The 22675-nt window shown below is 63.5% G+C and carries 24 protein-coding genes; 14 read left to right on the top strand and 10 right to left on the bottom strand.

Annotated elements, in window-relative coordinates:
- Window positions 1–1103, top strand: a 1103-nt coding sequence (locus JQ567_RS29470; RefSeq protein WP_212442070.1) for an ABC transporter substrate-binding protein, incomplete at its 5' end; no start/stop codon positions are given.
- A 362-nt stretch (window positions 1104–1465) separates the two neighbouring features.
- On the opposite strand, the gene JQ567_RS29465 is transcribed toward JQ567_RS29470, so the two are convergent.
- The 4 genes from JQ567_RS29465 to JQ567_RS38735 form a co-directional block, all read right to left on the bottom strand.
- Window positions 1466–2236: an exodeoxyribonuclease III gene (locus tag JQ567_RS29465; protein ID WP_212442069.1), complete on the bottom strand. Its 771-nt coding sequence runs from the start codon at window positions 2234–2236 to the stop codon at window positions 1466–1468.
- A 15-nt stretch (window positions 2237–2251) separates the two neighbouring features.
- The gene (gene alr, locus JQ567_RS29460) at window positions 2252–3547 is read right to left on the bottom strand and encodes an alanine racemase (protein WP_212442068.1); all 1296 of its coding nucleotides are present in this window, start codon (window positions 3545–3547) and stop codon (window positions 2252–2254) included.
- A gap of 175 nt (window positions 3548–3722) precedes the next feature.
- Window positions 3723–5225: a replicative DNA helicase gene (locus tag JQ567_RS29455; protein ID WP_212264810.1), complete on the bottom strand. Its 1503-nt coding sequence runs from the start codon at window positions 5223–5225 to the stop codon at window positions 3723–3725.
- A 314-nt stretch (window positions 5226–5539) separates the two neighbouring features.
- A complete protein-coding gene (locus tag JQ567_RS38735) occupies window positions 5540–5662 on the bottom strand; it encodes a hypothetical protein (RefSeq protein WP_283816586.1) in 123 nt (40 codons plus the stop codon).
- A 143-nt stretch (window positions 5663–5805) separates the two neighbouring features.
- Between JQ567_RS38735 and JQ567_RS29450 the strand changes: the two genes are divergently transcribed.
- Window positions 5806–6012 (top strand): transcriptional regulator, encoded by a 207-nt coding sequence (locus JQ567_RS29450; protein WP_212442067.1) that lies wholly within the window; start codon window positions 5806–5808, stop codon window positions 6010–6012.
- Window positions 6013–6033: 21 nt separating this feature from the next.
- Here the strand turns inward: JQ567_RS29450 and JQ567_RS29445 are convergent, their stop codons facing one another.
- Entirely contained in the window at window positions 6034–7284 is a 1251-nt protein-coding gene (locus tag JQ567_RS29445; protein WP_212442066.1) for a cyclopropane-fatty-acyl-phospholipid synthase family protein, read from the bottom strand.
- 721 nt (window positions 7285–8005) lie between these two features.
- Between JQ567_RS29445 and JQ567_RS39125 the strand changes: the two genes are divergently transcribed.
- The 3 genes from JQ567_RS39125 to JQ567_RS29425 all read left to right on the top strand — a co-directional run bounded on the left by JQ567_RS39125 (window position 8006) and on the right by JQ567_RS29425 (window position 9796).
- Window positions 8006–8536 (top strand): pentapeptide repeat-containing protein, encoded by a 531-nt coding sequence (locus tag JQ567_RS39125; protein WP_409363639.1) that lies wholly within the window; start codon window positions 8006–8008, stop codon window positions 8534–8536.
- 193 nt (window positions 8537–8729) lie between these two features.
- Complete coding sequence (locus tag JQ567_RS29430) at window positions 8730–9335, top strand: TetR/AcrR family transcriptional regulator (RefSeq protein ID WP_212442063.1); 606 nt, start codon at window positions 8730–8732, stop codon at window positions 9333–9335.
- Entirely contained in the window at window positions 9332–9796 is a 465-nt protein-coding gene (locus JQ567_RS29425) for a PaaI family thioesterase (RefSeq protein ID WP_212442062.1), read from the top strand. Before JQ567_RS29430 ends, JQ567_RS29425 begins: the two co-directional genes overlap by 4 nt.
- A 41-nt stretch (window positions 9797–9837) precedes the next feature.
- Here the strand turns inward: JQ567_RS29425 and rplI are convergent, their stop codons facing one another.
- The 4 genes from rplI to rpsF form a co-directional block, all read right to left on the bottom strand.
- Complete coding sequence (rplI, locus tag JQ567_RS29420) at window positions 9838–10437, bottom strand: 50S ribosomal protein L9 (RefSeq protein WP_212264806.1); 600 nt, start codon at window positions 10435–10437, stop codon at window positions 9838–9840.
- 55 nt (window positions 10438–10492) lie between these two features.
- Window positions 10493–11464: a hypothetical protein gene (locus JQ567_RS29415; protein ID WP_212442061.1), complete on the bottom strand. Its 972-nt coding sequence runs from the start codon at window positions 11462–11464 to the stop codon at window positions 10493–10495.
- A gap of 122 nt (window positions 11465–11586) precedes the next feature.
- A complete protein-coding gene (gene rpsR / locus JQ567_RS29410; RefSeq protein WP_002711478.1) occupies window positions 11587–11826 on the bottom strand; it encodes a 30S ribosomal protein S18 in 240 nt (79 codons plus the stop codon).
- 5 nt (window positions 11827–11831) lie between these two features.
- Complete coding sequence (rpsF, locus tag JQ567_RS29405) at window positions 11832–12329, bottom strand: 30S ribosomal protein S6 (RefSeq protein ID WP_212442060.1); 498 nt, start codon at window positions 12327–12329, stop codon at window positions 11832–11834.
- 329 nt (window positions 12330–12658) lie between these two features.
- Between rpsF and JQ567_RS29400 the strand changes: the two genes are divergently transcribed.
- Window positions 12659–13378, top strand: a complete 720-nt coding sequence (locus tag JQ567_RS29400) for a TetR/AcrR family transcriptional regulator C-terminal domain-containing protein (protein WP_212442059.1) — start codon at window positions 12659–12661, stop codon at window positions 13376–13378.
- Entirely contained in the window at window positions 13375–14400 is a 1026-nt protein-coding gene (locus tag JQ567_RS29395; protein ID WP_212442058.1) for a fatty acid desaturase family protein, read from the top strand. The genes JQ567_RS29400 and JQ567_RS29395 overlap by 4 nt, the downstream gene beginning before the upstream one ends.
- Here JQ567_RS29395 and JQ567_RS29390 read toward each other — a convergent pair.
- Window positions 14397–15635 carry an MFS transporter gene (locus JQ567_RS29390; RefSeq protein WP_312017488.1) on the bottom strand — a complete coding sequence of 413 codons (1239 nt, stop codon included), beginning with the start codon at window positions 15633–15635 and terminating at the stop codon, window positions 14397–14399. The two genes, JQ567_RS29395 and JQ567_RS29390, sit on opposite strands and share 4 nt — an antisense overlap.
- 326 nt (window positions 15636–15961) lie before the next feature.
- Between JQ567_RS29390 and fabD the strand changes: the two genes are divergently transcribed.
- From fabD to gmk, 7 genes are all read left to right on the top strand, one after another.
- Window positions 15962–16915, top strand: a complete 954-nt coding sequence (gene fabD / locus JQ567_RS29385) for an ACP S-malonyltransferase (protein ID WP_212442057.1) — start codon at window positions 15962–15964, stop codon at window positions 16913–16915.
- A 21-nt stretch (window positions 16916–16936) separates the two neighbouring features.
- Complete coding sequence (fabG, locus tag JQ567_RS29380) at window positions 16937–17674, top strand: 3-oxoacyl-[acyl-carrier-protein] reductase (protein ID WP_212264801.1); 738 nt, start codon at window positions 16937–16939, stop codon at window positions 17672–17674.
- 305 nt (window positions 17675–17979) lie between these two features.
- On the top strand, window positions 17980–18219 hold the full coding sequence (locus tag JQ567_RS29375) for an acyl carrier protein (RefSeq protein ID WP_006020277.1): 240 nt from the start codon (window positions 17980–17982) through the stop codon (window positions 18217–18219).
- A gap of 97 nt (window positions 18220–18316) precedes the next feature.
- Window positions 18317–19582: a beta-ketoacyl-ACP synthase II gene (fabF, locus tag JQ567_RS29370; protein ID WP_212442056.1), complete on the top strand. Its 1266-nt coding sequence runs from the start codon at window positions 18317–18319 to the stop codon at window positions 19580–19582.
- Between the two features lie 126 nt (window positions 19583–19708).
- Entirely contained in the window at window positions 19709–20995 is a 1287-nt protein-coding gene (mltG, locus tag JQ567_RS29365) for an endolytic transglycosylase MltG (RefSeq protein ID WP_212442055.1), read from the top strand.
- An 85-nt stretch (window positions 20996–21080) separates the two neighbouring features.
- Entirely contained in the window at window positions 21081–21968 is an 888-nt protein-coding gene (locus JQ567_RS29360; protein WP_212442054.1) for a YicC/YloC family endoribonuclease, read from the top strand.
- A gap of 3 nt (window positions 21969–21971) precedes the next feature.
- Window positions 21972–22625 carry a guanylate kinase gene (gene gmk / locus JQ567_RS29355; protein WP_192740726.1) on the top strand — a complete coding sequence of 218 codons (654 nt, stop codon included), beginning with the start codon at window positions 21972–21974 and terminating at the stop codon, window positions 22623–22625.
- Window positions 22626–22675: the final 50 nt, after the last annotated feature.

Here is a 22675-nt window from a genome sequence, read left to right as displayed (position 1 = left end):
AAACAAAGCACGATAACGCATCATGGCAACCGCACTGTCACAGAAATTATCGTGTCTCGTTCCAGGGGTGCAGTCCAGTATCCTACTGGTTGAGACGTTACGATGCTGCCCGGAACGGGGGCGACATGAGACGCCGAGATTTGCTGATATTGGGCGGCGCCGTTGCCGCTTGGCCGCGCGCTGGCCGCGCGCAACAAGGCGCGACGCCGGTGATCGGATATTTGAGCACCCGCTCGTCCGAGGCAGAGGCGCCCATCCACACGCCGTTCTTACAGTCTTTGGAGACATCGGGTTTCGTGGTCGGGCGAAACGTCGCGATAGAGTATCGCTTCGCAGATGGGCAAGAGGCTCGCTTGCCGGCGCTTGTAGCTGAACTCTTGCGTTTGCCGGTCACCTTATTGACCGCATTTGGTCGGCCAACGGCACTGGCGGCAAAGGCGGCAACCGCGACGGTTCCTATCGTCTTCGCCAGTGGATTGGACCCAGTTGCGGATGGCCTCGTAGCCAGCTTTAACCGGCCCGGTGGCAATGCCACTGGCGTGAGCCTGTTCACGACTCAACTTGGCCCAAAGCGGTTGGCGCTCTTGCGCGAGCTCCAGCCGAAACCCGGCACGATAGCCTTCGTCGTCGATCCGAAGAATGGAGCGACGCCGTTTCAGATCAAGGAGATGCAAACGGCAGCGCAGACCGTCGGGCAACCGCTGCTCATCGCTGAGGCTGGCACCGAGGATCAAGTCGACAAAATGTTTGCAACTCTCGCGGAACGTAACATCGTCGCGGTTCTCTTTGCTGCGTCACAGTACTTTCAAGTTATCACTAATCGACTTGTGACGCTCGCGGCGCGCTACCGCATTCCCGCACTTTACGAATGGCGTGAATTCGTCACGGCCGGTGGTCTGGTGAGTTACAGTACAGATCGCACCGAGTTTGCGCGGCTGGCAGGAGGATATGTTGGGCGCATTCTCAAGGGCGAGAAGCCGGGGGAGTTGCCGGTCGTGCAGTCGACGCGTTTCGAGTTAGTCATCAATCTCAAGACCGCCAAGGCAATCGGGCTTGACGTGCCAGCATCTATCCTGTCGCGCGCCGACGAAGTGATCGAGTAAGCGGTGCAGTGTCCGGTAGTGGCACGAAGCTGACATGACGGCAGCGTCGCGAAAGGTCCGCTGTAGAGGGAATAGCGGACATTGCGAGCGATCCGCGGGCGATCGTCTGCCGCGCGCAAGCTAGCGCAATCGCGTCGGACAAGGCTGGCCGGATAAGCCAAAGGGCGTTTTGCGGAATGGGGGGATGATGGATCTGTGCCGGTGATTTGCCCGACGTGTCAAAAGGTTTTCGCGGCCATGCCGGCGACCGCGGGCTGCTTTCGGGCGGCCTCGGCGTCATGCTGCGCCGAAAATTCAGCAGCGACTGCAAGAGGTTCCTTTCTTTGCATGGGGTTATTTTCGCGGTTTTTGTTTCCCGCCGTCTACTTCAGCACGATCCACGCTGGCGCATGATCGCTGGCGCCTTCCTCGCCGCGGATCTTGCGGTCGACGCCGGCTTTCATCAAGCGCGGCGCCAGCACGGGGCTCAGCAGCAGATGATCGAGCCGCAGCCCGGCGTCGCGCGGCCAGCGGTTGCGCTTGTAGTCCCAGAACGTGAACATCGGCTTTGACGGGTGCAGGGTGCGGATCGCGTCGGTCCAGCCTTGCGCCGTCAGCGTCTTGAACGCCGCGCGGCTTTTCGGCTGGATCAGCGCATCCTTGTCCCAGGATTTGGTCGGATAGATATCCAGTTCGGTCGGCGCGACATTGTAGTCGCCGGCCAGTACCACGGGGATGTCCTGCTTGATGAATTTCGCGGCATGCGAGCGCAACCGTTTGAACCAGTCGAGCTTGTAGTCGAATTTCGGCCCGGGCTGCGGATTGCCGTTCGGCAGATAGAGACTGGTGACGATGATGCCGTTGACGGCGGCTTCGATGTAGCGCGCCTCGTTATCCCCGGGGCCGCCGGGCAGAGCGGTCCGCGTCAGCACGGGCTCGGCGTTGCGCGCCAGGATCGCGACGCCGTTCCAGGTCTTCTGGCCGCGCCACACCGCGCCATAGCCGGCCTTCTCGATTGCAACAGCCGGAAAATCGGCGTCGGCCGATTTCAACTCCTGCAACGCCACGACATCGGGTTTTGACGCACGCAGCCAGCGCAGCAAGTTGGGCAGGCGGCGATTGACATTGTTGATGTTGAAAGTCGCGATCTTCATGCCTGACAGGAATTGTCAGGTCGGCAGTGGAGGCGGGATCTGAGCTGGCGCCGCGGCGGGTTCAGCGGTCGCGGGCACTGGTTCGATTGCCGGTGGTGTTGACGCCGTTACCGACGGCGGCTCGGCCTTTGCGTCGCCGCCCTTGTAAATCCGCGCGTAACGCTTGCCGAGGCTAGTCAGCACTTCATAGCCGATGGTGCCGAAATGATGGGCGAGCTCGTCGACCGTGATGCCTTCGCCGATCAGCGTCACCATGTGGCCGCGCCGCACGGCGTTCTTTTCCAGATCGGTGACATCGACCGCCATCAGGTCCATCGAGACGCGACCCGCGATCGGGCAGCGCTTGCCGGCGACCACCACCTCGGCGCCCCGGCTGCCGTCATTCGAACTGGCGGCGCGGAAATATCCGTCGGCATAGCCTGCGGAGACGATCGCGACCCGCGTCGGCCGCCGCGCGGTCCAGGTGCCGCCATAACCGACGGTCTCGCCCTTTTCCAGATTGCGGATCTGCACGATGCGCGCCTTCAATTCGACGACCGGCTGCATCGGATTGTCGGCTTCCGGTGTCGGGTTGATGCCGTAGACGGCGGCGCCCGGCCGCACCAATTCGAACTGGAACTGCGGCCCTAGGAAAACGCCGGACGAATTCGCAAGCGACGCCGGCACGCCCGCGAACAGGCTCGCGATTTCGCGGAAGGTCGTGAGCTGCTTGGCGTTGAGCGGGTTGTTGAGGAGTTCGGCGGAGGCGAGGTGGCTCATCACAAGCGTGATGCCGTGATCGCCGGCATTGATGCGCGGAATGATACCTAGCGCCTCGGTCACGGTCAGGCCGAGCCGGTTCATGCCGGTGTCGATGTGAATGGCCGCGCCCCCGGACCAGCCGGAGCGGCGGCAGAACACGTCCCATTCGGCGAGTTCGTTGAGATCGCCGATCACGGGCTTGCAATCGATCTTGGCGTAGGCGTCGCCGGTGTTCTGGAAGAAGCCGTCGAGCGTATAGATTGTTGCCGTCGGCAGAGCCTCACGGAGCACGCGCGCTTCCTCGAGGGTTGCGACGAAGAAGGTCTTGCAGCCGGCGTTGGCCAGTGCGCGCGCGACCTGTTCGGCGCCGCAGCCATAGGCGTCCGCTTTCACCACGCCGGCGCATTCGGCCGGCACGGCGGTCTTTTCGAGCTTGCGCCAGTTGGCGACGATGGCGTCGAGATCGACGGTCAGCACGCCGGTGGCGCTTGCCAGCGCGGCGGCCTGGTTCGCCTCGGGCGAGAGCAGGGTGCTGGTCGGGATGGATTTGGGGTCGGATGCGATGTTCATGCCGCATTTTACGCGGGCGAACGCCATGGTTCAACCGCGCAGAAGGCAGGACTGGGGCACGATCGGTCCTGATTGATCAGAACCGATCGCGCTCTACATTCTTGTTTTGACGTGTTTTCTTCACGCGAACCTAGCACCACCCCGGATCAAGTCCGATGCTTCGCTGGAAACCGCGCTAGGGCGCGCGGTAGGGTAGATTATCCCCTTCGGCGAAATCGCTAAACCGCGTGAACTGGCCTTCGAATTGCAGTTGGACCGTACCCGTCGGTCCGTGGCGCTGCTTGGCGATGATGACCTCGGCCTTGCCGTGCGCGAGCTCCATGTCGAGCTTCCATTTCTCGTGCTCGGGCGTACCGATTTTGGGTTCCTTGTTCTGCAAATAGTATTCCTCGCGGTACACGAACAGCACCACGTCGGCGTCCTGTTCGATCGAGCCGGATTCGCGCAAGTCAGCCAATTGCGGGTGCTTGTCGTCGCGGCTTTCAACCTGTCGCGACAGCTGCGAGAGCGCGACCACGGGAATATTGAGTTCCTTGGCGAGCGCTTTCAGGCTGGTGGTGATTTCGGTGACTTCCTGCACGCGATTGTCGTTGCCGCGCTTGCCGGAGCCCTGCAGCAGCTGGATGTAGTCGACCACGATGATGTCGAGGCCCTTCTGCCGCTTCAGCCGCCGCGCGCGCGCCGTCAATTGAGAGATCGAAAGGCCGCCCGTTTCGTCGACGAACAGCGGCAAGTGCTCGAGCTTGATGGTGTAGTCGCGGATCCTGTCGAACTCGTCCTGTTTGATCCCGCCGCGTCGGATCATACTGGACGCAATGCCGGTTTGCTCGGCCAGAATACGCGTGGCGAGCTGTTCGGCGGACATTTCGCAGGAGAAGAAGCCGACAACGCCGCCATTGACCGACTTCATGGTGCCGTCGGCTTGAACTTCCGCCTGGTGCGCTTCGGCGATGTTATAGGCGATATTGGTGGCAAGCGCGGTCTTGCCCATGCCGGGACGTCCGGCGACGATGATCAAGTCCGACCGCTGCAGGCCGCCCATCTTGGAGTCGAGATCGCGGAGGCCAGTTGAAATGCCAGACAATTTTCCGTCGCGCTGATAGGCGTTGGCCGCCATATCGAGCGCGGTCTTCATCGCCTGCGCGAAACGCTGAAAGCCGCCGTCGTAACGGCCGGACTCAGCCAGCTCGTAGAGTTGGCGTTCGGCGTCCTCGATCTGCGCGCGCGGGGCAAAATCCACCGGCGCGTCGAACGCGACATTGACCATGTCCTCGCCGATCCGGATCAGATCGCGGCGCAACGCCATGTCATAGATCGTCCGGCCGTAATCCTGCGCGTTGATGATGGTGGTGGCCTCGGCCGCGACACGGGCGAGGTACTGGCCAACCGTCATGCCGCCAATATCGGTCTCGGCGGGCAGGAAGGTTTTCAACGTGACAGGCGTCGCCACCTTGCCCATCCGGATCAGGCTGCCGGCGGTCTCGTAGATCGCCTGATGAATCGGTTCGAAGAAGTGTTTTGGTTCGAGGAAGTCCGAAACCCGATAGAACGCGTCGTTGTTCACCAGAATCGCGCCCAGCAGACTCTGTTCGGCTTCGATATTGTGCGGCGCACTCCGATAGGCCGGAGTTCCCGCGTCGGGGGCAAGCTTCAGGATGTTCGAATCAGTCAGCGCCATGCTCGGAATTGTTCTTCGGATTTGGGTCGGTATTTGGGATGCCGGATTGGGGCGGCGATAAAGCGCTCCCCTCGTGCCGAGCGGAAGTACCTACATGCCTTATGCCCGATTCACACAAGCGAGATGTGAATCCCCGTCGGTCGTTGCGGCATTGCACTTGACGGGTTTTGGCCAAAACCGCGCGGCGGCCGGGCGGTGCCACCGAATTCACGAAAATGTTGGGAAAGCTGTTAGGGCCAACTGAACTTTATCGCCAGTTGGACAGACCTATCCCAGGCTGCGGAGGTCATCCGGGCCGCGATGTTAGCGATTGATCAAGCCAGGATGAGAAAGATCAACGCGATCAGGGCCGAACCGATGCCGGTCGCGATCAAGGCGTAATCGGTGATGAGATCGGCTCGAGGGACGAGCGAGGTTGAGTAGGTTTTCTGGTCCATTCAGTAGTTTTACGGCAACCAGCCGACGAACTCTGTGAACCAGATCACATCCGCGAGGCTTTCTGGCCGGCATCCTGGTCGAGGAATTCGGGAACGGGTTTTAGGCTTTCGGGTTGGTTAAGACACGGATCAAGGACAAGACGATGGGTCAACAGCTCGGTACATGGCGATCAGGAGGCGACCAGCGCGCTTGGTTGTCGATGCTGATCGACACCATGGAACTCGTCTCGCGCCCGGAATCGCGTGCCGTGCCCTGCGATATCGACGTATTGGATGCTCTGCGCGCGCAACTCGCTCGCCCGGCAACTGCCGGAATAGCCTACGGCTCGGGCTACAGCTTCCGAAATTAAGACATTCAGCTCAAAATCGGCCTACTCGCCCGCGATTTGCAGCCGCGGCGTCTTTCCCGTTTCGATCCCGCGCAGCCGCGCCTCTTCACGCGCGATGTAGTCGCGCGTCATCGGTACGACGCCCTGGCGCTTGGTGAGTTGGATCTGGAAATTCATCAGGTTCTGCTTGCGGAACGACATCTCCGACGCGGCCAGATAGAATTCCCACATTCGGGCGAAGCGTTCGTCGTAAAGCCGCACGGCCTCTTCGCGCCGCGCCATGAAGCGCTCGCGCCAGGCTTTCAGCGTCTCCGCATAATGAAGCCTCAGAATCTCGATGTCGCAGACCAGAAGCCCGGCGCTCTCGATCGCCGGCGTCACTTCGGACATCGCGGGGATGTAGCCACCCGGGAAAATATACTTGGTGATCCAGGGGCTGGTCACGTCGGGGCCGGTCGAGCGGCCGATCGAGTGCAGCACGAGGATCCCGTCGTCGCTGAGTAGCTCGGCGCATCGCTTGAAGAAGGTTTCGTAAAACCCGACGCCGACATGCTCGAACATTCCGACCGACACGATCCGGTCGAAAGGACCGGGAATATCGCGGTAGTCGCTGAGCAGGAATTTCGCCTGATGGTCCAGCTTTTTCTCGCCGGCGCGGGCGTTCGCGACCTGCAATTGCTCGGTCGAGAGCGTAATGCCGGTAACATCGGCGCCGGTCATCTCGGCCAGATAGAGCCCAAGGCCACCCCAGCCCGAGCCGATGTCGAGCACGCGGTCGCCGCGCCCGATCAAGAGCTTGGCGGCGAGGTGGCGCTTCTTGGCCAACTGAGCATCATCGAGCGTGGCATCCGGCGTCTCGAAATAGGCGCAGCTATATTGCTTGTCGGCGTCCAGGAAGAGCGAATAGAGCCGCCCGTCGAGATCATAATGATGTGCGACATTGTTTCGTGACCGGCCGCGCCAGTTGAACTGACTGATGTGCCGGGCGAGATAGCGCATCCACCATTGCAGCCGAGCCCATTGCGGCACCATGGCCGGCTGATCGAGCAGGATCGCCAGCGCGTCTGCGATCGAGCCATTTTCGACCACGAACGTGCCGTCCATATAGGCTTCACCCAACGCCAGCTCGGGATTGAGGAGGATCCGCCGCTCGGTGCGCGGGCTCAGGAAGCGGGCCGATACCGGCCGCCCGGTGCCGTCGCCGCAGGTAAATGTGGTCCCGCTCGCGGCCGTGAATGTCATCGTGCCGCGGCGGATGAACTGTCCCAGGAAATAACGCAACAAACGATCCATCAAAGCACCAATGGAACGACCGGCCCGTTACAAACCGACGCACGGCGGGAACGAAGGTTCCAATGTGCGTCAACAAGATCATAATCGTGATCAGCCCGACGGGCTAGGGCGTTGTAGTCAAAGCGGATATTCCCAAATGTGGAGATCACGCAGTTGCGTCACAAGTGAGCTTCCATTCGTAGGATAATCGGCTAAAAGGTGACCGCCGTCGGCCGTGTTGCGCGACGCTGGAAGCGATTCCAATTGGAGAAGCAGGGAATGTTGAGCCGAGCGCTCAGTCTGGCGACGGTGATGCTTCTGGTTGGCTGTCTCACGGCGCGGGCTGAAAACCTGGAGGCCGGCAAGACCCCTTCCCAGATCTTCGCGGGTACCTGCAACGCCTGCCACAAGAGCCCCCGCGGCCTGTTGAAGAACGTTTCGGCGTCGTCGCTTCCCGGCTTCCTGCGCCAGCACTACACCACCAGCAGCGACATGGCCGGGGTGCTCGCCTCGTTCCTGATATCGAACGGCGCGGCCGACACGCGCTTTCAGAGCAAGGATCAGCCGAAGACCGATGCGGCAAAGGGCGCCAAGCAAGAGGCTGCCAGGCCGGATCAGCTAGACCGGTTCGGCCGCCGCCAACATCCCGCCGCGACGCAAGAAGCGTCCCGGCCCGACGCCGACGGGCTCACGCCGCAAGGTCCCGGACGCGACGGCAAGCGACGGCCGGGCCAGCCGCCCGATGCCGCCAGGCCCGCCGATGGCCAGGCGCCGCAGGCCACGACAGACAGCAAAACGGGCGCCAAGCAGAAGCTCGGCAAGCGTGGCAAGCCTGCCGAAGAGCCGCCGAAAACCGACGAGGCGGCCAAGGAAGATGCCAAGCACGAAACCGCCAAGGTGGATGCCGGCGAAAAGCCTGAAGCCGCCAAGCCGGCGGGCGAGGGCATGTCTGACTCGAGCAAGTCTGACTCGAGCAAACCTGAAACAGGCAAACCTGAGACGGGCAAGTCTGAAGCAGGCAAATCTGAAGCAGGGAAGCCTGAATCAGCCAAGTCAGAGACCGCCAAGGTCGATGCGCCCAGGGAAACCGGCGGCAGCGAACCAACGCCGCTGCGGCCTGATCCAGTCCCGCCGGTCACGCCCGCGCCGGCGGCCGCCGCACCGACCCCCAGCGGTACATCAGAACCAGCCGCGATCCCGAGAGAGCCAGCCGCGATCCCGAGCCCGTCGGCGCCCGCCGCAGCACCTGCGCCGGCCACTCCGCCCGAGGTGACGGCATCTGCGCCGCCTCCACCGCCGGTTGCGCCGGCGGGGCCGCCCGCACCGCCCATTTCCGAGTAACGCCGCGTTCCACAACGCACGCCGATAACGTTCGCGACGGAAACTCGCACGACGGACTTGCTCAATCATTCCTAGAGCAATACTCTAGAGCAATGATCTAAAAGGAGCGCGAGGGTTGGCGTGTGGTGACCACGGCGCGAGATGATTTGCTGGCAGCGGGATTGGCGGTGTTCGACCGCGACGGCTTTGAGGGTGCAACCGTGGCCGCGATTCGAACCCGTGCGGGCGCGTCCAACGGCAGCTTCTTCCACTTCTTCGGATCAAAGAAGGAACTGGCCGGCACGCTGTTCCTGGAAATCCTCGGCCGCTATCACGCCGCGGTGCTCGCTGCGATCGACGAATCCTGCGGCGCCAGGCAAGGCGTGGCTCGGCTGATCCATGCGCATCTTGACTGGGTCGTGAACAACCGGCGCGAGGCGCGCTATCTGTTCGAGATTTCGCGCAGCGAATGGACCGAAGAGATCCGCGGCGCGCAGCGTGCGCAGAATTCGCGTCTCACCGAGGCCGTCGAGCGATGGCGCGCGCCGCTGATCGCGCGCGGCGAATTGCTGCCGATGACGGCGGCCTTGTTCTTCAGCCAGATCATCGGACCTGCGCAGATTTTCTGTCGCGCCTGGCTGTCGGGCCGCGACCGCGCCGATCCCAGGGACCAGACCGACATCCTGATCGCCTGCGCCACCCGTGCGGTGGTTGCTCCCGAGGCGGGCCACAGCACTGGAGAAACCGCATGATCGCAAATACCGACCCGGATTTCGCGCCGATCGCCAGCCGCATCCGCGACAATGTCGGACGTCAGGGCTTTATGACCCATATCGGCGCGGAGCTGTCCGAACTGACGCGCGGGTCGTGCACGCTCGCGGTCGACCGCAGACCGGAGCTGTTGCAACAGCACGGCCTGTTCCATGGCGGCGTCACCGCCTTCCTGGTCGACAATGCGACCACCATCGCGGCTGCGACCTCACGCGGCCAGGCGGCGCTCACGGCGGAATATAAATTGAATCTGTTGTCGCCGGCGGTGGGCGAGCGCCTGATCTGCCGGGCGCGGGTGATCAAGCCCGGACGTCAGGTCGCGGTGGTCGCGGCCGATGTCTATTGCCTCACCGACGGCGTCGAGAAGCACACCGCAACGGCGCTCGCCTCGATCGCGATGCTCGACGAGAAAGCGGCGGCACGAATCCCAAGCCCGGCCTGATCGGCCGGGCTTGGTTCTCAACACATAAAGAGAGGCGCGCGTTACTTCTCGGTCGCAGCCGGTGCCGGCGCTTCGTCGTCGTGCTGGGCTTCCGGATCGAAGAACTCGCCGGCGGCGGCCAGCGCCTCGGCGGCGGCGTCCTGATCTTCCTGACGGCTCGAGATGTCCTCGCCGCGGTTGATGCGCTCGGCTTCATCGGCGCTGCGTGCAACCGTGACGCTGACGCTGACTTCGACTTCGGGGTGCACGGCGATGGCGATCGAGTGCTTGCCGATGGTCTTGATCGGCGCGTCCAGCATGACCTGGCTGCGGCTGATGGTGACGCCGTCGGCCTCGAAGGAAGCGATGATGTCGCGCACGCTGACCGAACCGAACAATTGGCCGGTTTCGGAGGCCTGGCGCAGCACGACCACGTTGCGGTCGTTGATCTTCTCCGCGACCTTGGTGGCCTCGCCCTTGGCCTTGAGGTTGTTGGCCTCGAGCTCGGCCTTCATGCCGTCGAACTTGGCGCGATTGTCAGACGTTGCGCGCAACGCCTTGCCGCGCTTGAGCAGAAAGTTACGGGCAAATCCGTCCCTGACTTTGACGACTTCGCCCATCTGACCGAGCTTGGCGACGCGTTCCAGCAAAATGACTTCCATATTCGTTCTCCTTTTGAAGTGGTGATGATCCGGTTCGAGTGGATGGGTGGAATGGTTACGCTGCAGGCACCGGCGGCGGTCTGCCGCGCATAAAGCGTTGGCGAAATCCGAAGACGGCGTCGGCGAGGCCAAGCACCACCAGCGCCAGTACCGGCCAGCCGAACACCACGACGACGGCGTAGGCGCAGGACAGCCAGAACGCGCGGCCCTTCAGCGCCAGTGTCAACGTGTGCAGCACGGCAAAGCCGGTGATGGCGTAGGCCATCAACAAGGCGGTGGCCGTGATCTGCGCGAACAATGCTATGAGCCCGCCGACGAAACAGAACGCCAGTGCGACCGACAACGCGACCAGCGTCATCGGCGGCAGCTCCGCGCTCTTCAAGTCCGGCCACGGCCGGTGCAGGCGGCCGGAGGTCGCGGTGATCTTGCCGGCGAGCCAGAGATTGAGGGTCAGCGTCATCATGGCGACGATCGCGGCTGCCGGCGGCGCGATGATTGCGAGCGCGCTAACCCACCGCTCCGTGTCGCCTGATGGCGCGGCATTGCGGGGCGTCAGAATTCGCAGCAGGCCGCGTTTCAGTGACGCCGTAATCGCCTCGGCGTCGCTGCCGAGCGTCAGCATGGCGGTGATCGTGGTCAGCATCGCAAAGCCTGCAATCCACAGCAGGATGCGGCCGACCGGATACCATTCCATGGCAGGCGCGGCAGGCGGGGCGCCATTGCCTGCTTCCTCGGCGGGCAGCGGCCGTCCGAGTAGCGCAAGATGGCCGAGCCACCAGGCGGGCAGGGCGACGGTGACGACAAAGGCGATGCAGTAGGGCAGGCCGAACATCAGCCCGAGGCCCGAGGCCGCGGCGATGCCGCCGATCGTCGCCGCAAGCGGTCCCCATCCAAGGGCGGCCACCATCAGCGGCAGCGGGGCCAGATAGAACAACAGCAATGAGATCAGCGCGCCCGAGATGATCGAGGCGAACATCAGCGCCGACGCAGAGCCGGCCGCAAGCGCAATGAGTATGATCACGATCATCAGCTGTCCCGCCCCTTTCGAGCGGTTAGAGGTCTTCGACCCCAACCATCGGCGACCGGACGACCCGGAAGCCTTATGAAAAGTCGCGATCGGCGGCACGGATGCCGCCGATCGAAATCGTCTTAACGAATAACGTAGGGCAAGAGGCCGAGGAACCGCGAGCGCTTGATGGCGCGGGCGAGTTCACGCTGCTTCTTGGCGGAGACGGCGGTGATGCGGCTCGGCACGATCTTGCCGCGCTCGGAAACGTAACGCATCAGCAGCTTGGAATCCTTGTAGTCGATCTTCGGCGCATTCGGACCCGTGAACGGGCAGGTCTTGCGGCGGCGGAAAAACGGACGGCGTGCACCAGCTTCAGCCATGATTCTTACTCCTCAACCGCTGCGGTTGCTTCGTCGTCACGCGGCCGACGCGGACCACGGTCGCCCCGGAAGCCGCCGCCGTCGCCACCACGGAAGCCACCGCCTTCACGATCGCCACGGAAGCCGCCTTCGCGGTCACCACGGAAACCACCGCCGCGGTCGTCGCGTTCGCGATCACGATCGGCCTTGCGCATCATGGCAGAGGGACCTTCCTCGTGCTCTTCGACGCGGACGGTGAGATAGCGGATGACGTCTTCGCTGATCCGCTCCTGCCGCTCGATCTCGGTGACCGCAGCGGAGGGCGCATCGATGTTCATCAGCACGAAATGTGCTTTGCGATTCTTGTCCATGCGATAGGTGAGGGAGCGCACGCCCCAGTTCTCGGTCTTGGTGATCTTGCCGCCGAGCCCTTCGACGATGCCCGTCATCTGGGTGGTCAGCTCTTCGACCTGCTGGGTGCTCGCATCCTGACGCGCGAGAAAAACATGCTCATAAAGAGGCATGGGTGTCCTTTCCTGTGTTGGCGCGGTTCCCGGCGGCAAGCCCTTCGAGACCTTCGGAAAGGACTCGATAATGCTCAGAAGGCGGAAGCACGGGACGACGGGCCAACTGGCCCTGCCACATCAACATCGCCGAAAGGTGAGATTGCTGAGACCGTCCGTTCAGCTCCCGGCCGGGATCCACGGATGCGCGGTTTATAGAGATTTTGAGCCCGCTGGCAAGCGTTGATGCGGGGATTTGGCCCGGTTGATGCCATGGCCGATCGCCGCCTCCAAGGGTTGGATTGACATATTTGTTTGTATATCATACAAATATTGGACGAGAGGGCAAAATGGCTTCCGAGTCCGTCGAAACCGCTCAAATGCCGTCCGGCGACCCCAAACACGCCGTCCGCGCCACGCGTTCGGCCGGACGCCAGATGCGTTCCCGCCTGCTGGATGGCGCCAGCCGCCTGTTCAAAGAGCGTGGCCTTTCCGGCACCTCGATCTCGGATATCGCCGCCGCTGCCGACGCGTTTCCGAGCCAGATCACCTATTATTTCCGCACCAAGGAAGCGCTGTTCGTCGAGGCCGCCTGCCGCGACATGCTCTATGTTGCCCGTGCAGCCGAGCAGGCGGCGTTGTCGGCGCACACGCCGCGCGACTACACGCGCGCGCTGGTCGAGAGCGTGACATCAACCGATTCGGTCGCCTTCTTTGCCGAGGCGCTGACGCTGACGCGCCGCCGCCAGGATCTCGCGCCATTGGTCGAGCGCACCATCGAGCGGCTGCACGGCGAGGGGCTGCGTGCCTATTCGAACCAGATCGACCGGCACGGCTGGGGCACGCTGCGCGATCCCGACGCGACCTCGCGGCGATTTTGGGCGGTCGCGATCGGCGTGATGGTCGAGGGCTATGCCATGGGCCGTTCGGCCGAAGAATTATCCGCCGAGATGCTGCGCGTGCTGGGTGAGCAGGCGACGACGAAATCGGCCGGCGACGGCGGCCGCCTGCGGCTCGTCGGCAACCCCGCACCAGCTTCAGATTCACCCGAAGGGGAGACCTCGTCATGACCGCGCTTCGGATGCGTGCCCGTGATTTCCTGTCCGAGGATGAATTGATCGCCGTGCGCCGGCGTTCGACCTGGAAAGGCGTTGCCCTGATCGTTCATGCCTGGGTATTGATCATTGGCTCGATCGCGCTGGTGGCCTGGTGGCCCAATCCGCTGACGTTTCTGCTGGCCGTCGGCATCATCGGCTCGCGCCAGCTCGGGCTCGCGATCCTGATGCATGACGGCGCGCATGGCTGCCTGTCGGCCGACGAGAAAACCAATCTGACCCTGAGCCAGTGGTTCTGCGCCTATCCGGTTTTTGCCGAGACCCGCGCCTATCGCCGCTATCATCTGCAGCATCATGCGCGCACCCAGCAGGAGGATGATCCCGATCTCATTCTGTCGGCGCCGTTTCCGATCACGAAGATGAGCTATCGCCGCAAATTCCTGCGCGATATCACCGGGCAGACCGGCTATCAGCAGCGCAAGGCGCAATTGCTCAACGCGCTGGGCCCGGCAGAATGGCCGCTGTCGAAGCGCGCCGTCCATTTCTGGGAAAAGCTCGGCCCGCAATTCGCGGTCAACGCGGTGATGTTCGCAGGCCTTGCCGCCGCCGGCGTGTGGTGGGCCTATCCGCTGTTATGGCTGCTGCCGCTCTTCACCTGGCAGATGGTGATCACCCGCATCCGCAACATCGCCGAGCATGCCGTGGTGCCCGACAGCAGCGACCCCTTGCGCAACACCCGCACCACGCATGCCGGTTTCCTCGAGCGGCTGTTCATCGCGCCCTATTACGTGAACTATCACCTCGAGCATCATCTGCTGTTCTACGTGCCCTGCTACAACCTGCCGCGCGTCCACCGCATTCTCAGTCAAAGCCGGCATGCCGATCGCATGGAGGTGCAGCCAAACTATGCTGCGGTGCTGCGCCTTGCGACCGCAAAGCCGGACCAGCAGGATCGCCCGGGCCAGCTCGTGAGCAGCGCGCGCCGCGCACGCGCCGGGGCCGAGGTCGGCGGCGATCAGAAGGCCGGCGGTTTCTAGCCGCCGCTAACGCGTGTTCGGCCGGCTTGCGCATTGGCGCGGCGAAGCAGCACGAACAGAAACGCCAACAGCACCGCGGCCGACAGGGCGAGCGACCAGTGAATGCCGATCGCCGCGCCGAACAGGCCCACGGTGATGCCGCTGAAGGCGCGCATGCCGAGCCCGGCCATGTTGAACAGGCCGACGACGCGGCCGCGAATGTCGGCGGCGGCATTCAGCTGGACCATGGTCTGTGCCATGGTGTTGAACGACAGCTCGAAGAATCCTGCGGCGAACAGCAGCGCGATCGCAAGCGAGTAGATCCTGACCGATGCGAACGCGAGCAGCGACAGCGCCCATAGAATTGCAAGAACGATGGCCGTCTGGGGCGTCGCTCTGAGCCGCCCCCACGCTTCCAGTGCGATGCCCGCAAGCAGCGCGCCGGCGGCGTCGGCGGCCAGCAGCACGCTGTAGGCCACGCCGGGGTCGCCGTGGCCGAGATCGACGGCAAAGCCCGGCATCTGGGCGTGGTAGGCGTTGCCGATCATGAACGAGGTCAGCCCGGCGAGCAGCGTCATCGAGATCAGGACAGGGTAGGGGCCGATGACGCGGATGGTCTGCACGATGTCGGAAAGGCCGCGGACGGCGAGGCGCTTTGCCACTGCGCCCTGGGCGCTGATGGGCGCCCAGAACAGCCAGAGCAGCATCGGGAGGTAGAACAGCGTGTTGAGAATGATGCCGTGGGATGGGCCGAGTGCCAGCATGATCACGCCGCCCGCGGCCGGACCGACCAGGATTCCCAAATAGCGCGCCATCGCGTTCAGCCGCACAGCGCTCGGCAGATCGGCGGGGCCGACGATGTCGTAAAGCAGCAGCTGGTTCGGCGTCTGCCACAGCACGCCGGCGCAGCCGTGGATGACCAGGAGCAGCATCGCGTGCCACATCTGAAGCGTGTCGGTAATGAAGAAAATTCCCCATCCCGCCGACGCCACGATGAAAAGCAGCATTCCGCACTGAATGATGCGGCGTGGATCGAACCGGTCGGCGAGCCCGCCGACGGCGACGGAAAACAGCAGAAATGGCAGCCAGTGCGACAGCACCGCAAAGCCCGCCAGCGCTGGTGAATGGAATTTCTGGAACACCACCCAATAGCTGATCACATGCTCGACATTGTCGGCCATCATGGCCAGCACGTAGGCGATGAACTGGGCCCTATAGGGCCGCGACTTCATGGCCGCGAACGAGCTGGACGCCACGGGTTTCGCAGAAGGTTCAGGACTCACGAGATCACCTGGGTAAGACTTGACCGGGCTCGGCGATTGCAGGGCTGGCGCGGCATTCGTTTCCGCTCGCGCCGTTACACGCTTGTTGCAGGGCGCTCAAGACAGCAGGAGCGGCTCCGGTGCCGAAATAGCTGGGTTGATTGATATCTGCGATGATCCCGGCAAGCGCCGCGGCGAGGTTCCAGGCGGCGTAACCAATTTTGCACCGCGATTGCTTGTGCGATGCACGCTCCGTCCGGCTTGACAGGGCGGCGAAAGCCGGTGTCTTACGGCTGCACTTGAAGGAGTTTTCAGTCAAAATGACCGCAGCATTCACCTTTCCGGGTCAGGGGTCGCAGGCCGTGGGCATGGGCAAGGCCCTGGCGGACGCCTTTCCGGCCGCGCGGGCGGTATTCGACGAGGTCGATGCGGCGCTCGGCGAAAAGCTGACCGCGATCATCTGGGAGGGGCCTGCCGAAACCCTCCAGCTCACCGAAAATGCTCAGCCGGCGCTGATGGCAGTGTCTATCGCGACCTTGCGCGTGCTGGAGACCGAGGCCGGATTCTCGGTCGGGCGGGACGCGGCCTTCGTGGCCGGTCACTCGCTCGGCGAATATTCGGCGCTGGCCGCGGCCGGCAGCCTCAGCCTCAGCGATACCGCGCGCCTGTTGCGCACCCGCGGCCTTGCGATGCAAAAGGCCGTGCCGGTCGGCGTCGGCGCGATGGCGGCATTGCTCGGCCTCGATTATGAGGCGGCGACGGCGGTGGCCGCCGAAGCAGCGCAGGGTCAGGTCTGCCAGGCCGCCAATGACAATGGCGGCGGGCAGGTGGTGGTCTCCGGCGACAAGGCCGCGGTCGAACGCGCGCTTGAAATTGCAAAGACCAAGGGCGCCAAGCGCGCGATGCTGCTGCCGGTGTCCGCGCCGTTCCATTGCAAGCTGATGCAGCCCGCGGCCGACGCGATGGCGAAGGCGCTGGCCGATGTGACGATCAAGGCGCCGGCTTCGCCGCTGGTGTCGAACGTGCTGGCCGCGCCGATCACCGATCCCGATGAGATCAGGCGCCGCCTGATCGAGCAGGTCACCGGCACCGTGCGCTGGCGCGAGTCGGTCGCCTACATGGCGGGCCACGGTGTCACGCGATTTTTCGAGATCGGCGCCGGCAAGGTGCTGAGCGGGCTGGTCAAGCGCATCGCCGACGGTGCCGTTGGCGTATCCGTCGGCGGCCCCGGGGACATTGCCGCCGCCAAGGACGCATTGGCGGCTTCAGCGTAAGCGCGCCGAAAGGAGATTTTGATGTTCGATTTGACGGGCAGGACGGCGCTGGTGACCGGCGCGACCGGCGGCATTGGCAACGCCATTGCGCAGGCACTGCATGCGCAGGGCGCGACGGTGGCGATCTCGGGCACGCGCCGCGAAGTGCTGGATGCCTTCGCCACCAAGCTCGGCGAGCGCGTTCACGTGCTGCCGTGCAATCTTTCCGACAGCGCGGAAGTCGAGGCCCTGGTGCCCGCGGCGGAAGCGGCGATGGGGCAGGTCGATATCCTGATCGCCAATGCCGGCATCACCCGCGACAACCTGTTCGTGCAATTGCGCGACGAGGATTGGGACGACGTCATCAACGTCAACCTGACGGCGACCTTCCGCCTGGCGCGCGCCGCGACCAAGTTGATGATGCGCAAGCGCTTCGGCCGCATCATTGCCATCACCTCGATCGTCGGTGTGACCGGCAATCCCGGACAGGCCAATTACACCGCGTCGAAGGCGGGAATCATCGGCCTGATCAAGACGCTGGGCGCCGAATACGCCAAGCGCAACGTGACCGCCAATTGCATCGCGCCCGGATTCATCAAGACGCCGATGACGGATGCGCTCAACGACAAGCAGCGCGAGACCATCCTGTCGAAGGTTCCTGCAGCACGGCTGGGAACGCCCGAGGACATCGCCGCGGCGGCGGTTTATCTCAGTTCGAACGAGGCGGCTTACGTCACCGGGCAAACCATCCACGTCAACGGCGGAATGGCCATGATTTGAGCCGGTTAACGGCCCGATCGATGCGGCCAAAGGCGGTTTCGGGGGGCCGGGCGAGGGCTTGTAGTCAACGGTAGGGAAGTATGATAACCGAACCACCGACGGATGGGCAAACAAGGCCATTGCAGGATTTTGAAACCCTGTATATTGGCGTGGCGACGCCTGCCGTTCGCCGGGCCTTTGTCGGCTACCACCGTGCCGAATCAAGACTATGCGCGATTGCGAAGGAAGTTTAACGACCACGATGGCTCGTATCGTCTTGCGGTATCTTGGGGTCGGGTCCAATGGAACAAGCACGAGGTTGAACGATGAGTGAGATTGGCGAGCGGGTTAAGAAGATTGTGGTCGAGCACCTCGGTGTTGAACCCGAGAAGGTGGTCGATGCGGCAAGTTTCATCGATGACCTTGGCGCTGACAGCCTCGACACCGTCGAGCTTGTGATGGCATTTGAAGAAGAGTTCGGTTGCGAGATTCCTGATGACGCTGCGGAAACGATTTTGACCGTCGGCGACGCGACAAAATTTCTCGAAAAGAACGCGAAAAGCTGACGCCCCCGCGCGGTGCGCATAGAGCCGGACGGGCCGTTGTCGAACGGTCCCCCGGTTTCTTGTTATGGACCGCCAGTTTCGGGCCGGAGTTTTTGATATGAGGCGGGTTGTCGTCACGGGGCTGGGCATGGTTACGCCACTCGGCTGCGGCGTTGACGCAACGTGGACGCGTATCCTCGCCGGCCGGAGCGGCGCCAGGCGAATCGAGACCTTCGAAGTTGCCGATCTCTCCAGCCAGATCGCCTGCGTGATTCCACGCGGCGACGGCAGCGCCGGCACCTTCAATCCGGACCAGTGGATGGAGCCAAAGGACCAGCGCAAGGTCGATGATTTCATCATCTTTGCGATGGCCGCCGCGCGCCAGGCGCTCGACGACGCCGATTGGCACCCCGAGAGCGAAGAAGACAAATGCGCGACCGGCACCCTGATCGGGTCCGGTATCGGCGGCCTGTCCGGCATCGCCGATACCGCGCTACTGCTCAAGGAGCGCGGGCCGCGCAAGGTCTCGCCGTTCTTTATTCCAGGGCGGCTGATCAATCTCGCTTCCGGCTACGTCTCGATCGAGCATGGCCTCAAGGGACCCAACCATTCCGTCGTCACCGCGTGTTCGACCGGCGCGCACGCGATCGGCGACGCCAGCCGCCTGATCGCGCTCGGCGATGCCGAGGTGATGGTGGCGGGCGGAACCGAATCGCCGATCTGCCGGCTGGCGATGGCGGGCTTCTGCGCGGCGCGTGCGCTCTCGAGCGCCTTCAACGACACGCCGGAACGGGCTTCGCGTCCCTACGACAAGGATCGCGACGGCTTCGTGATGGGCGAGGGCGCCGGCATCGTGGTGCTCGAGGAATATGAGCACGCCAAAAAGCGCGGCGCGAAAATCTACGCCGAGGTGATCGGCTACGGCCTGTCCGGGGACGCCTATCACATCACCTCGCCGGCGCCGGACGGCGATGGTGCCTTCCGCAGCATGAGTGCGGCGTTGAAGCGCGCCGGAATCAGCGCATCCGATATCGACTACATCAACGCGCACGGCACCTCGACGCAGATCGGCGACGAGATCGAACTCGGCGCGGTGGAGCGGTTGCTCGGCAATGCAACTTCCAAGGTGTCGATGTCGTCGACCAAGTCGTCGACCGGGCATCTGCTCGGCGCGGCCGGCGCGATCGAGGCGATTTTCAGCATCCTTGCGATTCGCGACAACATCGCCCCGCCCACCATCAATCTGGAAAATCCGTCGGTGGAGACGGCGATCGATCTCGTGCCTCAAACGGCGCGCCAACGCGAGATCAACGTCGCGCTGTCGAATTCTTTCGGTTTCGGGGGCACCAACGCCTCCGTCATCGTTCGGCGCGTAGTTAGTTAGCAAGTGTTTAGAGCGACTCCACCGTTTTGCCGTATTCGGCGATGACTCCTAGACGTGGGCGTATGCTATTGGCCGGGCAGGGGTTTGTCAGGCCACGATTGAACCGGCAGGATTCAGGTTGCATCGATGAGTGAAAGGCCGCCCATTTCCCCCCGGAGCCCGCGCGCTGCGCTGGAGCCCGAGCAGGTACCGCCGCCGCCGAAGCGGTCCGAGCGTGCCCGCAATCCGTTTGTCGTGATCGGCAATGCCATCATCACCATTCTGATCATTTTGATGATCGGCGCGGGGACCGCGTATTATTACGGCCGCCAGCTTTTGGAGACGCCGGGTCCGCTGCAGGAAGACAAGATCGTCAACATTCCGGCACGCGCCGGCAAAAGGGACATCGCCGACGCGCTGCAGCGCGAGGGCGTGATCAACGTCAATCCGTGGCTGTTCATCGGCAGCGTGTTTGCGCTGAAGGCGAGTTCCGATCTCAAGCCCGGCGAATATTCGTTCCAGAAGCGCGCCAGCCTGCGCGATGTCATCGCCACCATCGTCGAAGGCAAGGTGGTGCAGCACGGCGTCACGATTCCCGAAGGCCTGACCTCCGAGCAGATCGTGGCGCGCCTCATCGACAACGATCTGTTCTCGGGCTCGCTGAAGGAAATGCCCCGCGAGGGCACGCTGTTGCCGGAAACCTATAAATTCCCGCGCGGCACCAGCCGCGAACAGGTGGTCCAGCGCATGCAGCAGACCCAGAAGCGGGTGCTTGCGGAAATCTGGGAACGCCGCAATCCGGACATTCCGGTCAGGTCGCCGGAGGCGTTGATTACGCTTGCCTCGATCGTCGAGAAGGAAACCGGCCGGGCCGACGAGCGCAGCCGGGTCGCCGCTGTCTTCACCAACCGGCTGCGACAGAAGATGAAGCTGCAGTCCGATCCGACCATCATCTACGGGCTGGTGGGCAGCAAGGGTACGCTGGGCCGGCCGATCAAGCGCTCCGAGATCACCCAGCCGTCGCCCTACAACACCTATGTGATCGAGGGCTTGCCGCCGGGCCCGATCGCCAATCCCGGCCGCGCCTCGCTCGAGGCGGTCGCCAACCCGGCGCGGACCCGCGACCTGTTCTTCGTCGCCGATGGTAGTGGCGGACATACCTTTACCGAAACCTACGACCAGCATCAGAAGAACGTCGCCAAGCTGCGGGTGCTGGAAAAGCAGATCCAGAACGACACGGTCGAACCGGCCGAAGAGACCGCACCTCCTGCGGCGGCTGGGGCACCGGCGGCCGACACCAACCCGACGGCGACGACGCCGAAACCGACGGGGACGAAGAGGCAGCCCGCACGTCCGGCGCCGCCTGCGGCCGCCCCCGGCGCCCGCCAGGGCGCGGCGCAATCGACCACCACGGCGCCGGTGGTTCAGCGCTAACTCAATTCCATCGGGCGTGAATTCGTTTTAAGCTGCGCGCCACACCCCGAGTCTCGCATCTCCCTGTTTCGGAAAGTTTTACGCGATGGCGCTATCGAGCATGACCGGTTTTGCCCGGAGCAACGGCGCCAGCGGTCCGTACACGTTCGAATGGGAACTGAAGTCGGTCAACGCCAAGGGCTTTGACCTGCGGTTGCGGCTGCCGCCCGGATGGGACGAACTCGAGGCTTTCGCCAAGAAGCGCGCCGGCGAGGTGCTGTCGCGGGGCACGGTCTACGCCAATCTCAACGTCAAGCGGGCCAACGCGGTCTCGACCATCCGCATCAATGAGGACGTACTCAACTCGATCGTAAAGGTGGCGGGCGTGCTCGCCGGCAAGATCGACGCGGTGGCGCCCAGCATCGATGGTCTGCTCGGCATCAAGGGCGTCATCGAGGTGGTCGAACCCGAAAGCGATGAGGCCGAAGACAAGGCGGCCAAAGACGCCGCGGCCCTGGCCTTCGAGCAGGCGCTGGCCAATCTGGTCGAGATGCGCCGCCGCGAGGGTGTCACGCTCGGGCAGATTCTCAACCAGCGCATGGATGAGATCGAGAAGCTCGCGAAGAGGGCCGAGGCCGCGCCCGGCCGCAAGCCCGAGGCGATCAGGGCGCGTTTGGCCGAACAGGTCGCAGCGCTGCTGGAAACGTCCGATCGTTTCGACCCTGACCGGCTCAATCAGGAAGCGATCATGATCGCGGCCAGGGCCGACATCCGCGAGGAACTCGACCGCATCGCCTCCCACATCGCCCAGGCCCGCGAGATGATCGGCAAGGGCGGCCCGGTGGGGCGCCGGCTGGATTTTCTCGCCCAGGAGTTCAACCGCGAGGTCAACACCTGCTGCTCGAAATCGAACGATCTGGAGTTGACCAATACCGGGCTCGAGATGAAAAACGTGGTGGAGCAGTTCCGCGAACAGGTCCAGAATCTGGAGTGAGCGATGACGGCTGGTGGTTTCGACGGGGTTGAGCGGCGCGGACTGATGTTCGTGCTGTCCTCGCCATCCGGCGCGGGCAAGACCACGCTGTCGCGGATGCTGATCGACAAGATGCCTGGTCTAAAGATGTCGGTGTCGGCGACCACGCGGCCGATGCGGCCGGGAGAGGTCGACGGGCGCGACTATTTCTTCGTCGACAAACCGAAATTCGAAGCAATGGCCAAGAAGGGCGAATTGCTCGAATGGGCCACCGTGTTCGACAATCGCTATGGAACGCCGCGCGCGCCGGTCGAGGCCGCGCTGTCGGCCGGGCAGGACGTGCTGTTCGATATCGACTGGCAGGGCACGCAACAATTGCGCGAGAAAGCCCGCGCCGACGTGGTCAGCGTGTTCATCCTGCCGCCGTCGGCTGCCGACCTCGAAAAGCGCCTGCACACCCGCGCCCAGGATTCAGACGAGGTCATTCGCGGAAGGATGGACCGCGCCACCCACGAACTGAGCCATTGGGCGGAATACGACTACATCGTCATCAACCAGGACGTCGACCATGCCTTCGCCGAGGTGCAGTCGATCCTCAAGGCCGAACGGCTCAAGCGCGAGCGCCGTACCGGACTGACGGAGTTCGTTCGTGGCCTGCAGCGCCAGCTCGAAAAATAATCCCGGCTGCGGTCGCAGGCCTGGTCCGTGCCGGGGTTACGCGACGCCCG

It is taken from the genome of Bradyrhizobium sp. AUGA SZCCT0431, from assembly GCF_018131065.1.
GTDB lineage: Bacteria > Pseudomonadota > Alphaproteobacteria > Rhizobiales > Xanthobacteraceae > Bradyrhizobium.
This window is presented reverse-complemented; position numbering and strand designations above follow the sequence as displayed.